This is a genomic window from Pseudoflavonifractor sp. MSJ-37, assembly GCF_018917965.1.
In the GTDB taxonomy this organism is placed as follows: Bacteria; Bacillota; Clostridia; order Oscillospirales; family Oscillospiraceae; genus Pseudoflavonifractor_A.
On record NZ_JAHLPP010000005.1, the window covers coordinates 1 to 11,880 of the forward strand.

General features: G+C 62.2%; 16 protein-coding genes. 9 read left to right on the forward strand and 7 right to left on the reverse strand.

Translation table 11 applies throughout. From position 1 onward, the window contains the following. The first annotated feature begins 626 nt into the window (after positions 1 to 626). From metA to KQI12_RS09815, 3 genes are all read left to right on the forward strand, one after another. The gene (gene metA, locus KQI12_RS09805; protein ID WP_216572930.1) at positions 627 to 1,541 is read left to right on the forward strand and encodes a homoserine O-succinyltransferase; all 915 of its coding nucleotides are present in this window, start codon (positions 627 to 629) and stop codon (positions 1,539 to 1,541) included. 524 nt (positions 1,542 to 2,065) lie between these two features. After that, complete coding sequence (locus KQI12_RS09810) at positions 2,066 to 2,416, forward strand: DUF134 domain-containing protein (RefSeq protein ID WP_216572931.1); 351 nt, start codon at positions 2,066 to 2,068, stop codon at positions 2,414 to 2,416. 73 nt (positions 2,417 to 2,489) lie between these two features. Then, positions 2,490 to 2,888 carry a NifB/NifX family molybdenum-iron cluster-binding protein gene (locus KQI12_RS09815; protein ID WP_216572933.1) on the forward strand — a complete coding sequence of 133 codons (399 nt, stop codon included), beginning with the start codon at positions 2,490 to 2,492 and terminating at the stop codon, positions 2,886 to 2,888. A 61-nt stretch (positions 2,889 to 2,949) separates the two neighbouring features. Here KQI12_RS09815 and KQI12_RS09820 read toward each other — a convergent pair whose 3' ends face one another. The 3 genes from KQI12_RS09820 to KQI12_RS09830 form a co-directional block, all read right to left on the reverse strand. After that, a complete protein-coding gene (locus tag KQI12_RS09820; protein WP_216572935.1) occupies positions 2,950 to 3,396 on the reverse strand; it encodes a SpoVA/SpoVAEb family sporulation membrane protein in 447 nt (148 codons plus the stop codon). Between the two features lie 105 nt (positions 3,397 to 3,501). Then, positions 3,502 to 5,364 carry an LTA synthase family protein gene (locus KQI12_RS09825; RefSeq protein WP_216572937.1) on the reverse strand — a complete coding sequence of 621 codons (1,863 nt, stop codon included), beginning with the start codon at positions 5,362 to 5,364 and terminating at the stop codon, positions 3,502 to 3,504. Between the two features lie 88 nt (positions 5,365 to 5,452). Beyond that, positions 5,453 to 6,442 carry a biotin--[acetyl-CoA-carboxylase] ligase gene (locus KQI12_RS09830; RefSeq protein WP_216572939.1) on the reverse strand — a complete coding sequence of 330 codons (990 nt, stop codon included), beginning with the start codon at positions 6,440 to 6,442 and terminating at the stop codon, positions 5,453 to 5,455. A gap of 146 nt (positions 6,443 to 6,588) precedes the next feature. Here KQI12_RS09830 and yabP point away from each other — a divergent pair, with 146 nt between their 5' ends. From yabP to KQI12_RS09855, 6 genes are all read left to right on the forward strand, one after another. After that, positions 6,589 to 6,876 carry a sporulation protein YabP gene (gene yabP / locus KQI12_RS09835; RefSeq protein WP_216572941.1) on the forward strand — a complete coding sequence of 96 codons (288 nt, stop codon included), beginning with the start codon at positions 6,589 to 6,591 and terminating at the stop codon, positions 6,874 to 6,876. 1 nt (position 6,877) lies between these two features. After that, positions 6,878 to 7,510, forward strand: a complete 633-nt coding sequence (yabQ, locus tag KQI12_RS12520) for a spore cortex biosynthesis protein YabQ (protein ID WP_253290982.1) — start codon at positions 6,878 to 6,880, stop codon at positions 7,508 to 7,510. Then, positions 7,452 to 7,646 (forward strand): septum formation initiator family protein, encoded by a 195-nt coding sequence (locus KQI12_RS09840; protein WP_253290984.1) that lies wholly within the window; start codon positions 7,452 to 7,454, stop codon positions 7,644 to 7,646. Before yabQ ends, KQI12_RS09840 begins: the two co-directional genes overlap by 59 nt. 51 nt (positions 7,647 to 7,697) lie before the next feature. Beyond that, complete coding sequence (locus KQI12_RS09845; RefSeq protein WP_216572944.1) at positions 7,698 to 8,141, forward strand: S1 RNA-binding domain-containing protein; 444 nt, start codon at positions 7,698 to 7,700, stop codon at positions 8,139 to 8,141. Between the two features lie 106 nt (positions 8,142 to 8,247). Continuing rightward, complete coding sequence (locus tag KQI12_RS09850; protein ID WP_216572946.1) at positions 8,248 to 8,442, forward strand: hypothetical protein; 195 nt, start codon at positions 8,248 to 8,250, stop codon at positions 8,440 to 8,442. After that, complete coding sequence (locus KQI12_RS09855) at positions 8,382 to 8,729, forward strand: hypothetical protein (RefSeq protein ID WP_216572948.1); 348 nt, start codon at positions 8,382 to 8,384, stop codon at positions 8,727 to 8,729. Before KQI12_RS09850 ends, KQI12_RS09855 begins: the two co-directional genes overlap by 61 nt. An 80-nt stretch (positions 8,730 to 8,809) precedes the next feature. Here KQI12_RS09855 and KQI12_RS09860 read toward each other — a convergent pair whose 3' ends face one another. From KQI12_RS09860 to KQI12_RS09875, 4 genes are all read right to left on the reverse strand, one after another. Next, positions 8,810 to 9,223, reverse strand: coding sequence for a hypothetical protein (locus KQI12_RS09860; protein ID WP_216572950.1), 414 nt, complete (start codon positions 9,221 to 9,223; stop codon positions 8,810 to 8,812). A gap of 160 nt (positions 9,224 to 9,383) precedes the next feature. Next, on the reverse strand, positions 9,384 to 10,712 hold the full coding sequence (locus KQI12_RS09865) for a glucose-6-phosphate isomerase (RefSeq protein WP_216572952.1): 1,329 nt from the start codon (positions 10,710 to 10,712) through the stop codon (positions 9,384 to 9,386). Between the two features lie 97 nt (positions 10,713 to 10,809). Continuing rightward, entirely contained in the window at positions 10,810 to 11,376 is a 567-nt protein-coding gene (locus tag KQI12_RS09870) for an NUDIX hydrolase (protein WP_216572954.1), read from the reverse strand. Next, positions 11,363 to 11,860: a dihydrofolate reductase gene (locus KQI12_RS09875; RefSeq protein ID WP_216572956.1), complete on the reverse strand. Its 498-nt coding sequence runs from the start codon at positions 11,858 to 11,860 to the stop codon at positions 11,363 to 11,365. Before KQI12_RS09875 ends, KQI12_RS09870 begins: the two co-directional genes overlap by 14 nt. Between the last annotated feature and the right edge of the window lie 20 nt (positions 11,861 to 11,880).

Here is an 11,880-nt window from a genome sequence, read left to right on the forward strand (position 1 = left end):
CGATTTGTCCTTCTGGTGCTTCGTGTTACTTTCACGTTGTTTAATTTACAAGGTACACGCTCGACAGCTTCCGCTGTCCAGTGCGCTATATTTTAGCACACTCTCGTTCGCTTGTCAAGTACTTTTTTCAGAGCTTTCCAGCTCTCAGTGCTCTCATCCAAGCTGTCCGCCCTCTCGAGCGACCCGCTCATTTTACCACACTCTTTCGAGCCTGTCAAGAACTTTTTTCGAGGTTTTTCAAGGCTTTCCGCCTTCGTACCTCAAAACTCCGTCCTTTTTGAAGTGGTCTGCTCTGTTCGAGCGAACTCATTCAGTTTACCACGCGCTCTCACGTTTGTCAAGCACTTTTTCATCCAGCCCCGCGGGTCCGTCCGGCTTCCGCCTGGTCTCCCCCAAAGCTTTCGGCTTCCAAAAGTACCCCTCTCGCAAGGCGCTCGATTATGATACCAAGCCCAAGCCCATTTGTCAACTCCTTTTTCCTATTTTTTCACCTCTTTTCGCAAAGATCTCCACCGTTCATCGAAAAGGACGTTGCAGGCCTCTCTGAATTGTGCTACTCTAAAAGACACGAACACAACATATATATGTCCTGTTTCTCATGGACGCAGAAAGGAAGATGCAAGGCTATGCCTATTCGGATCCCAGATTCCCTGCCGGCGCGCGCGGTGCTGGAGGGTGAGAATATCTTCGTTATGACGGAACACCGGGCCATGCATCAGGACATCCGTCCCCTCAACGTCCTTATCCTGAATCTCATGCCCACCAAGATCGTCACAGAGACGCAGATCCTGCGGAAGCTCTCCAACACCCCCCTCCAAATCCAGGTGGAGCTTCTCCAGACCAGCAGCTATGTTTCCCGCCATACCGACGAGAGCCATCTCGACTCCTTCTATACGACCTTCGATAAGGTGAAGGACCGGAAGTTCGACGGCATGATCATCACCGGCGCTCCGGTGGAGAACATGGACTTCGATCAGGTAGACTACTGGCCGGAGCTCTGTGAGATCATGGAGTGGACTAAGACCCACGTCCATTCCACGCTCCATATCTGCTGGGGCGCCCAGGCCGGCCTCTACTATCATCACGGCATCCAGAAGCGCTCGCTCCCTCAAAAGCTCTTCGGCGTCTATGAGCACCGGGTGCTCAAACCCAGTTCGCCCCTCTTCCGCGGGTTCGACGATGTGTTTTTCGCCCCCAACTCCCGCTATACGGAGGTCTGGGCCAAGGACATCCTGGCCCGCCCGGAGCTGGAGCTGATCGCCGACTCTGACGAAGCCGGTGTTTTTGCCGTCAAGACCCAGGACAGCCGCTTCTTCTATGTGATGGGCCATCTGGAGTATGACTCCGATACTCTGGCTCGGGAATATCAGCGGGATGTCGATAAGGGGCTGGATATCGCAGTCCCCGCGCATTACTTCCCCAATGACGATCCCAGCCGCAAGCCTGTGGTCCGCTGGCGCTCCGCCGGGCAGCTCTTCTACACCAACTGGCTCAACTACTATGTGTATCAGACCACGCCCTACGACATCGGCAGCATCTGATCGGCAGCATCCCATAAAAACACCGATCCCCCAGCCATCCATCGTGGCTGGGGGATCACTTCTGGTGCTGGATCTCTACCATGTTTCAACCTCATGCTTTCTACAGATTCACGCTTGCCTCAGGATCTTCCCCTCTGGTACGGTCCCTCGCGTCTGCCGTTGCCTTAGACCTCGTTGCGCACTTCCTGCCGTGATATCTCACATCAGGGGCTTTGCGTCTTTCTCATACATATGAGCTGGTCTGGAACTCGCTTCGTCTGGAACTGTTGTTGGGTCCGAATCTTCCTCTGTGTCTCACGTGTGTCCCGCAGACGTCCAGTTTCGTCTGCTGAAAGGGTGCCGTTCTGTTCTTAGTACATCGGGCTCGCTCCTTTCTTTCTGGCTATATTGTACTATTCGATTTCGTGTTTGTCAAGTGCTTTTTAGTAATTTGGCATAAGTTTTTTCTCATCAGTCCCTTGGACAGTTGACGGGTGCCTTCCCCGCTTCTTATAATGGGATCGACCAGAAAAGGAGGTCCTCTCATGGCACGACCTGTGAAGCCCCGGCGCGTGTGCGCGATGCCAGCCATCGCGGAGTTTGCTCCGCTCCTCCCCTGTGCCGGACAGGTGGAGATGGCGGTGGACGAGTATGAGACGATCCGGCTCATCGATCATCTGGGCCTCTCTCAAGAGGAGTGCGCCGCCCAGATGGGTGTGGCCCGCACCACGGCCCAGGCCGTCTACGGCTCCGCCCGGCGCAAGTTGGCCGACGCTCTGGTGAACGGCAAGCGCCTTCTGATCCAGGGCGGAAGCTACGATCTCTGTCCCAAGGCCCACAGCTGCCCCGGCAAGCCCTGCTGCCGCCGCTGTCAAGCGCAGTCTCCTAAAAAGTAATGCCTTATCATTATTGACTTATGCCATAAATAGGTGTATCATCAGAGCATCGAGATCGACAGGAGGCATCATCATGCGGATCGCAGTCACATACGAAGCGGGCCAGGTGTTCCAGCACTTCGGCCACAGTACACAGTTCAAGCTCTATGATGTGGAGGACGGCAAAGTCATCTCCTCCCAGGTCGTGGACACCAACGGCAGCGGACACGGCGCTCTGGCCGGTCTCCTCCAGGCTCATGGGGTGGAGGCCCTGATCTGCGGCGGCATCGGCGGCGGCGCCCGGACCGCGCTGGCCCAGGCCGGGATCCAGCTCTATCCCGGCGTCACCGGAAGCGCCGACGAGAGCGTCGCCGCCCTGTTGGCGGACACGCTCGCCTTCGACCCGAACACCGTCTGCGCCCATCACCATGGGGAAGGTCATGACTGTTCCGACCACGACGACAGCCATTGCGGCGGCCACTGCGGCCACTGATCCGCCCCAAAGCAAACGTCCCCCGCTGTCCTTTTCCATCGAGACAGCGGGGGACGTTCGTTCATCCGCCCAAGCCGAACAGCACCAAGATCAGCCCATAGATCACGCTGGCACTGATCCCAAAGACCAATACCGGTCCGGCAATGGTGAACATCTTGGCCGCCGTCCCCGTGATCCATCCCTCATGCTTGAATTCCAGCGCCGGAGATACCATGGCGTTCGCAAAGCCGGTGATCGGCACCAGCGTCCCAGCTCCGGCCCGCTTGGCGATCTTATCGAAGCCCCCCAGCCCAGTCAGCAAAGCCGCCAGCCCGATCAGCAGGATGGAGACGGCCCCGCCGGCCACATCCTCCTCCAGCCCTTTGGCCAGGCAGAAGTGGCGGACGGCCTGTCCCCCCGCGCAGATCAGGCCGCCCACCAGGAAGGCCCACGCCATATCCTTCCACACCGGTGACTTCTTTGCCTTTCCTGCCACATATCTCCCGTATTCCTCATTCGTCATATCCATCCAATCGTCCTCCTCCCTTCCAGTATCTCCAAAACACCGCGTTTTATCGCAGGACAACATGAGCGCGCCGCCCCCGGAGATCCGGGGAAGGCGCGCTCTGAGCTTCTATCGTCCGTTCCCCGGCGAGGCGAAGAGCCGGTCCACCCGGTCCTTCCCGCCGAAGAGCTCGTTGTACTGTACCCGCTCGTAGTCCTGGATCAGGGCATCGAAGCGTCCATTCTCCTCCAAATGGCTGTGAGCGTTCCCCTCCGCGTCCCAGTATCCTGCGAAAGTCACCGCCGGCAGAGTCTTTTGCAGATCCCACAGATAAGACCCGAACAGGCTGGTCTGGATGCCTGCATCCCGCAGGACGTACTGCGCCAGGAAGTTCAGGCTGGTGATCTCCGGCGCCTCCCCCTCCAGCGGATAGTTGGCCCAGATCACGAAGGGGACCTTGAACTTGCCCATGTACTGCTCCATGGTCATCTGGTCCTGTGTGACGCCGTAGGCCTTGTCCAGGAACTCCTGTTCCACAGAAGGCTGATGGTCGCCGAACATGACGATGATCGTGGGCTCCTCCTGCTGTTTGAAGTAGTCCACCAGCAGATGGAACGCCTCGTCGGTCTTATTGGCCAAGGTCAGGTACTGCTCCGCCTTGGGATATCTCCCCGGCTCGTCCGTGAGATGGACCTGGGCCGGATAGTCCTCCACGGTGTAGCTCCCGTGGTTCTGGATCGTCACGTTGAACAGGAAGAGGGGCTTGCCCGCCTCCTTATGCTCGAACTCCCAGATGATCTGCTTGAAGTCGGAGTCATCGCTCACATAGCCGTGCTCCTCCGTCTGCGGCACGTCCATATCCTCCCCGCACTTGAAGGCATCGAAGCCCAGCCGGGGATAGGCGCTGTTCCGCTGCCAGGAGGTCCGCTCTCCGGGATGGAAGGCCAGCGTATCGTAGCCATATCCCTTGAGCAGTGTGGCTAGAGAGTCTGACGGCCCTAGGACATACTGCTGATAGGGGATGCTGCCTGAGGGCAGGAAGGCCATGGAATCTCCGGTCAGGAATTCGAACTCGCTGGCGCTGGTGCCCGCGCCGAACACAGAGGTGTAGGCGTGTCCCCTCACCGCTCCCTCCAGACCGTCGATGTAGTCCATGACGCTCTCGCTCAGGGACAAATTCCCATAGTCCTCGAAGTCCGCCCAAGACTCGTTCATGATGGCCACGATGTTGGGCCGGTCCACATCGGCCGCGGGAGCCGGATCCGTCCCCACGTCCTCCACGATCTCCGCTGCCCGCTCGGGCGTGGTGTCCGCCGGAGCCTGGATCTTCATGAACTCCATGTTGCGCAGGAACTCCGCCGCGGCTCCGCCGGAGCGGTAGGCCCCGATCTGGTCCCATACGTCCGTCTCGACGCCCAGCGCCCCCAGGAGCTGCGGCCGGAACACTGGGATCAGGCATACCAGTCCTGCCAGGAGCAGGCTCCCCCGCCTCCGCAGGTCTCCCTCCGCCGGGCGGAAGCGTTCCCGCCGGTACTGATGCCGCAGGCCTGCGGCCAGCAGGACCCACAGGACGACCGCCGTTCCCATCCGCCAGGTCAGGAAGAAGCGGTAGCTCCCCGCTACCGCGGCGGCGGTGCCCAAAGCGGTGAAATCCCAGGGCAGGATCGGCGTCCCCCGGAACACGGAGACGAAGTAGTTGGCCGCGCCCCACAGGCCCGCCAGCAGATGGAGGACCACACAGCACACCGCCGCACGGCCCGTCACGGCGGATGCGGTCCAGTACAGTCCGCCCAGCACCAGCCAGTTGGCGGCCGCCGCGCCCACGCTCATCTCCCAAGGCATGGCGCCCAGTACGAACTGCATGAGCCAGAAGGCAGTCAGCGGCGGGAGCAGCAGGAGGGCGGTCCGGCTCAGGCGGTCCTGCCGCTGTCTGGCCTGTCCGGTCCTCCGGGTCTCGATGGTGATGATAGGGGATGTGGGTGATGCTCTCATGGGTCTGCGCTCCTTGTCCTTCATTGGGTCACGTTCATTCCAAGAGCGGCATTATACACCCAGAGGGCGGTCCTGTCAAAACCAGAGGTCAAGCGTACCCCAGCATCCCACGCACCGACACCTCTCCGGCATAGACGGTCTCCAGTTCCCCATCCAGACGGCGGACCACCAGCTGGAAGTCCTCGTCGATCGTCTCGGCGTGGGCGCTCCGGCGCTCCTCTCCCTTCACCAGTGCCACCTCCCGGCCCAGGGTCACACAGTCCTTCCGATACTGCTCCAGATACTCCGCTCTTTTTTCCGGGAAGTCCCGGCGCAGACGGTCCAGTGCCCGGAGCAGGGCCTCGGCCAGCTCTGCCCGGCGGGGCGGCCGCTCCATCAGCTCTGCCAGCGACACCGCCACCGGCGCCACCTCCGCTCCGAAGTCCTCTGCCGTCTGGGACACATTGATCCCGATGCCGATCACCACATACTGCCCCTGGGCGGTCTCCCCCTCCATCCCCAGCTCGGTGAGGATCCCGCAGAGCTTCCGCCCCTCCCAGATGATGTCGTTGGGCCACTTGATACCGGGCCGGATGCCGCAGACCTCCTCGATGGCGTCGCACACCGCCCGTCCGGTCCAGGCTGTCAGCCACATCAGCTCCCGCATGGGGCAGTCCGGCCGCAGGAGCACGGACAGATAGAGTCCCTTCCCCGCCGGAGAGACGAAGCTCCGGCCGCGGCGGCCCCGTCCGGCGGTCTGCTGGTCGGCGATCACCGCCAGCCCCTCCGGCGCCCCCTCCATGGCACGGCGCTTGACCACATTGTTGGTCGAGTCCACCGTGTCCAGACACAGGAGCTCCCGCCCCACGACGCAGCCCGTCAGCGCGCCGGACAGCTCTCCCGCCGAGATCCGGTCCGGCGATCGCTCCAGCGCGTATCCCCGGTTGGGGGCGGAGGCGATCTGATAGCCCTCCTCCCGCAGTGCGCCGATGGCTTTCCACACGGCGGCCCGGCTCACGCCCAGGCGGCGGCTCATGGCCTCGCCGGAGCATGGGCCGTCCGCCTCCTTCAACAGCTTCAGCACCTCATCCTGGAGCATCCGCAGTCCCTCCTCATGTCATGTTTCAGCCCCATTGTACCCGCTCTCCCGCTCCATCGTCAAGCCCGCCGCCGCTTCTCCCGGCATATCCCGCCCCCCGGCGGCATAACCTTGTCAGCAGGACGATCTGGAAAGGAGGAACGGCCATGGCCTATGATGAGAGCCGCCCCGGCGGCGACAGCGCCCATCACATCATCCTAGAAGAGCGTACCAGCCTCACCGTCTCCGGCGTAGAGGACGTGGAGAGCTTCGACGAGGAGTCCATCCTGCTGGAGACCGCCCGAGGCGCGCTGGTGATCCGGGGCTCCGGTCTCCACATCGAGCGTCTGAGCCTGGACGGGGGCGATCTGAAGGTGGAAGGGACCATCGACTCCCTGACCTACGAAGAGAGCCGCCGGGCCCAGGGCAGCTTCTTCGCCCGCCTCTTCCGCTGAGATGGCCGTCTCGATCCCCGGGCAGCTCATGGCGCTGGCCGCCGCCCTCCTGCTGGGCGGGGCCGTGGGCCTGCTCTACGACTGCTTCCGAGTCCTCCGGTGCCGGGTCCGCTGGCCTCTGCTGGGCGGCCTGCTGGACCTGTTGTTCTGGCTCTGCGTCACACTGGCCCTGTTCCTCCACGCGCTGGAGACCGGGGGCGGCGTCCTGCGCTTCTACATGGTAGCCGCCCTGTTCGGCGGCTGCGCGTGCTACTTCTGGGTCCTGAGCCCATTCTTCCTCTTCCTGGGCTATCGGCTGGCCGACTTGGCGGCGTTCCTCCTCCGTCTGGCCGCCCTCCCGCCGGAGACGTTCCTCCGCATCCTGAAAAAAACCGCTCTGGTTGGAAAAAAGGGCTTTTCTTATGGCCGTAAATGGTATAAAATAAAGTCGCACATCAGACATATGGAGAACACCGGGCCTCAAGCGGACCCGGACCGGAGAGGAGGCGGTACCGATGAAGACGAAGCGAGCAGGGTTCCTGACCAAGCTGGTCATCCTCTCTCTGCTGGTGGTCACCGCCACCGCCCTGCTGGATATGCGCAGCCAGATCCTGAGCGCCGAGGCGGAGAAGGCCCAGTGGACCGCCGCCCGTGACGCCCAGCTCCAGGTGAACGCGGATCTGCAGGATGCCGTGGACCACAGCGGCGATCCGGACCGGCAGGCGGACATCGCCCGCTCCAAGCTGGGGCTGACGGCCCCCGGCGACCAGGTCATCCTGTTCACCGACTGATGGGCGCCATCGCGTGTGCGCAACTTGTATGAGGAGGATTTTTCAGTTAGTATGGAGTTCGGTGTTGGTTCTATCCTGGAAGGAAAAGTGACAGGGATCACGAAATTCGGCGCTTTTGTCTCTCTGCCGGACAACAAGTCCGGCCTGGTCCACATCTCGGAGATCGCCTATACGTACGTCAACGATGTCAAGGATCATCTGAAGGAGGGGCAGGAGGTCAAGGTCAAGGTCATCGGCATCGATGAGAATGGCCGGATCAATCTCTCCATCAAAAAGGCTATGGATCCTCCTCCGCGTCCGGCGGGCGGCCCCCGGCAGGGCGGCCGGTCTGACCGCGGGCCCCGGCAGGGCGGCGGCTTCCGCCGGCAGGCTCCTCAGGAGCCTGCCACGTTCGAGGATCGTCTCAAGCAGTTCATGCAGGCCTCGGACAGCAAGCTGTCCGAACTGCGCTACATGGACAAGCGGGGCGGCTCCCGCCGCGGCGGCCGGAAGTAAATTTCAACATAGAAAAATGGGCTCCCATCGCGTTTTGCTGTGGGGGCCTGTTTTTTGCGCGCTCCACGGCCATCCCGCTCCAAAAAGCCAAAAGGAGGAACGTGCCATGCTCCGCATCCTGAACACGCTTTCCCTGCTGATCTTCCTCATCGCCGCCGTCTGGTCGGTCCGGCTGTTCCTGGGCCGGGCGCGGAGGGCCGCCTGCGGATGGGCCGCCGCCGCGATGGCCGCCCTCATCTCGTGTTCGGAGCCTACTATCTCCCCTTCCACATCCGCTTCGACCCGGACGGTCTCATCCTGATCTCCCCCGCGGACGGCCCTCATCAGATGATCGACGGTCACAGGGATCCGGACGTCTTCGCCCAGATCGCCGCCCCATGCGAGACCCTCGCCTTCCGCCGTCCCTTCGTCCCGGACGCCCGCCTCTCGGATGCCTTCCAGCGGGATGACATCACCCTCTCCAACCATGGGCGGGACCTCTACATCGTCCTCCCCGCCGGCGGCGCTCCCGGATATGTCGTCTTGAACGATGAGGCCTCCGCTCCTCTGACCGCCGATCTCCTCCAGGTCCTGGGACCGTTCCAGTGATCGAACGGCACAGCAAGAGCCGCCCAGTCTCCAAAAGACTGGGCGGCTCATTTTCGCTTGTCTGTATCGACCCGGTGGACTTAGAAATACTTGCGCACGCCCTCAGAGGCCAGATCCTTGTCCGCGCTGATGGTCACGGTGAACTTGATGTTGTTCTTGTCGGAGAAGTTGTTCAGCCAATCCAGGAACTCCTCCAGCGCGTGATCGGTGACATCGGCGTTCACGATCTTGGTCAGGCTGTCGATGAACACATGGGTGATGTCGTAGTTGCCCGCGTACAGGCCGCTGATGAAGCCGCGCAGGAACTCATAAGTACCCATATCGTACTGGCTGGATTCCACCAGACGGATCTTGGAATGGATATCGTAGGTCAACTTGGCGCCGCGCTCGATGCAGACCACGTTGCCGTGCTCGCTGTCGACAGCGGAATTAATGAGGTCGATCATCTGCTTGGTCTTGCCGGTGCCCTTGACGCCCATGATCACTCTCACCATAATTATCACTCCTTATTTGTCCGCCGGGACTCTCCCGGTCTTTGTATCATATTACCATATCAGGCGTTCGATTGCAACTGATTTGCAGAACTTTGCCCACGAAACTATTCAGTCCGAAAATCAGTCTCCCGCAGTCGTCCGCTGATATGGAGGTCTGCCCTCAAAGCCGGGCTTCCAGCTCCGCCCGGCGGTCCTCATAGCCGGGCTTGCCCAGCAGAGCATACATATTCTTCTTATAGGCCTCCACGCCTGGCTGATCGAAGGGATCCACCCCCAGCAGGTAGCCGGACAGGCCGCAGGCATACTCGAAGAAATAGATGAGCTGGCCCACGGTACGCTCGTCCCGGCGGTCGGCCTCCAGGATCAGGTTGGGCACGCCGCCGTCCACATGGGCCAGCAGAGTGCCCCGCATGGCCTGTTCCGCCACGAAGGACAGAGGCTTGCCCGCCAGGAAGTTCAGGCCGTCCGCGTCCTCTGGATCCTCCGGGATGGTGAAGGATCCCAGAGAGGAGCCGAAGCGGACCACGCTCTCGAACATGAGCCGCTCGCCCTGCTGGATGTACTGGCCCATGGAGTGCAGATCCGCAGTGAACTCCACGCTGGCGGGGAAGAGGCCCTTGCCGTCCTTGCCCTCGCTCTCGCCGTAGAGCTGCTTCCACCACTCGGCAAAAGACCGGAAGGAGGGCTCATAGCCCACCAGGATCTCGATGCTCTTCCCGCCGTCATAGAGGGCGTTCCGGGCGGCGGCATACTGCCAGGCAGGGTTGTCCAGCCCGGGGACGGACAGGGCCTCCATGGCCTCCGCCGCGCCGCCCATGAGGGCATCCAGATCGATCCCCGCCGCCGCGATGGGCAGCAGGCCCACGGCCGTGAGGACGGAGTAACGTCCGCCCACCGCGTCGGGCACCACGAAGGTCTCATAGCCCTCCCGGTCGGCCAGGCCCTTCAGCGCCCCCTTGTGGGCGTCGGTGGTGGCGTAGATCCGCTTCCTCGCCTCCTCCTTGCCGTACTTCTCCTCCAGCAGTCCCTTGAAGATGCGGAAGGTTACGGCGGGCTCGGTGGTGGTGCCCGACTTGGAGATCACGTTCACCGAGAAGTCCCGGTCCTTCACCAGCTCGATCGTCTCCAGCAGGGCATCGGTGGACAGGCCGTTGCCCGCGAAGAAGATGTCCGGTCCGTCCTCATGCTTCAAGTTGTAGTTGGAGGAGCGGAGGAGCTCCACCACCGCTCTGGCCCCCAGATAGGAGCCGCCGATGCCCACCACCACCAGGGCCTGAGAATCGGAGCGGATCTTGGCCGCCGCTTTCTTGATGCGGGCGAATTCCTCTCTATCGTAGTCCCGGGGCAGATGCACCCAGCCGGTGAACGTACCTCCGGCGCCTGTGCCCTCCTTCAGCCAGGTCCGGGCCTGAGCCAGCTTCTCTGCCCGGGCGCTCAGCCAGTCCTGCGGCAGGAAACCCTTCAAATTGGATGTGTCGATTCGGATCATGTTCGGATCTCTCCTTCGTCCCATGGATGGGGATCGTATTCTTTTCGAGTATACACCCGCCGGACGGCTTTTCCCAGTCTATTTTGACGGGGCCGCCTCATTTCTCCAACAGGGCCCTGGCCCGCCGCAGGAGCTTGGTGTATACGAAGTCCATCTGCCACTCGTTGGTGATGGTCAGCAGATCCTCTGCCGGGAGCCAGCCCACCTGGGAGTTCTCCCCCTCCCGGACCGTCAGGGGATCCCTCTCATCGGCCACCAGCAGATAGCTCACGTTCAGATGCTGGTGGGATGGGACGTACTTCCCCCGCTTCACATGGCCCCACACCGGCAGGATCTCCAGCGAGGCGATCGTATCCGAGAGCGGCCGGATGTGGGCCGCGCCGGTCTCCTCCCGGGCCTCCCGGAGGGCCACGGACCGCAGGTCCGCTTCCCCATCGGCGTGTCCGCCGGTCCAGGCCCATGCCCGAAAGATATCATGATGCGCCATGAGGACCTTGGTGGCGTCGGCATTCACCACGAAGCCGGAGCTGGTGAAGTGGGCGATCTCGTTGGAGCGCTCCAGGATGTCATCCGGGAAGCGCCGGATGTATTCCAGCATCATCCGCCGGTCCGCCTCCTCCTGCTCGTCCTCCGGCCGGTAGGCCTGGATCTCATCCAGATACATCGTCATGCCCCCTTCGGCGGTAGGTCACATACTGATAGCGGATCCCGTCCTGCTCCAGCGGCTCTCCCTCCGGGACGCCGGTCCAGTCAGGATCCCGGTCCAGATCCGGGAAAAAGGTGTCTGCCGGCCAGTGGGCGTCGATCCTGGTCACATACACCGTGTCACACCAGGGCAGGAGGGCCTCATACACGCTCCCGCCCCCGATCACGAAGGCATCCTCCGGAGCGGCGGCCCGCAGGGCCTCCACGCTGTGGAACACCTCCGCCCCTTCCGGCCGGAAGGCCGGGTCCCGGGAGAGGATCAGATTCCGCCGCCTGGGAAGGGGCCGCCCGCCGGGGAAGGTGGCCAGCGTCCTCCGCCCCAGGATCACCGGATGGCCCGTGGTCAGGGCCTTGAACCGCTTCAGGTCCTGGGAGAGGTAGACCAGCTGGTCCCCGTCCTTCCCGATGCCCCAATCCCGGTCCGCCGCAACGATGGCTCTCATCGCATCGCTTCCTTTCTCTC

Coding starts and splice junctions, on each gene's coding strand:
- metA (WP_216572930.1), top strand. CDS start 627: ATGCCTATTCGGATCCCAGATTCCCTGCCGGCGCGCGCGGTGCTGGAG.
- KQI12_RS09810 (WP_216572931.1), top strand. CDS start 2,066: ATGGCACGACCTGTGAAGCCCCGGCGCGTGTGCGCGATGCCAGCCATC.
- KQI12_RS09815 (WP_216572933.1), top strand. CDS start 2,490: ATGCGGATCGCAGTCACATACGAAGCGGGCCAGGTGTTCCAGCACTTC.
- KQI12_RS09820 (WP_216572935.1), bottom strand. CDS start 3,396: ATGGATATGACGAATGAGGAATACGGGAGATATGTGGCAGGAAAGGCA.
- KQI12_RS09825 (WP_216572937.1), bottom strand. CDS start 5,364: ATGAGAGCATCACCCACATCCCCTATCATCACCATCGAGACCCGGAGG.
- KQI12_RS09830 (WP_216572939.1), bottom strand. CDS start 6,442: ATGCTCCAGGATGAGGTGCTGAAGCTGTTGAAGGAGGCGGACGGCCCA.
- yabP (WP_216572941.1), top strand. CDS start 6,589: ATGGCCTATGATGAGAGCCGCCCCGGCGGCGACAGCGCCCATCACATC.
- yabQ (WP_253290982.1), top strand. CDS start 6,878: ATGGCCGTCTCGATCCCCGGGCAGCTCATGGCGCTGGCCGCCGCCCTC.
- KQI12_RS09840 (WP_253290984.1), top strand. CDS start 7,452: ATGCGCAGCCAGATCCTGAGCGCCGAGGCGGAGAAGGCCCAGTGGACC.
- KQI12_RS09845 (WP_216572944.1), top strand. CDS start 7,698: ATGGAGTTCGGTGTTGGTTCTATCCTGGAAGGAAAAGTGACAGGGATC.
- KQI12_RS09850 (WP_216572946.1), top strand. CDS start 8,248: ATGCTCCGCATCCTGAACACGCTTTCCCTGCTGATCTTCCTCATCGCC.
- KQI12_RS09860 (WP_216572950.1), bottom strand. CDS start 9,223: ATGGTGAGAGTGATCATGGGCGTCAAGGGCACCGGCAAGACCAAGCAG.
- KQI12_RS09865 (WP_216572952.1), bottom strand. CDS start 10,712: ATGATCCGAATCGACACATCCAATTTGAAGGGTTTCCTGCCGCAGGAC.
- KQI12_RS09870 (WP_216572954.1), bottom strand. CDS start 11,376: ATGTATCTGGATGAGATCCAGGCCTACCGGCCGGAGGACGAGCAGGAG.
- KQI12_RS09875 (WP_216572956.1), bottom strand. CDS start 11,860: ATGAGAGCCATCGTTGCGGCGGACCGGGATTGGGGCATCGGGAAGGAC.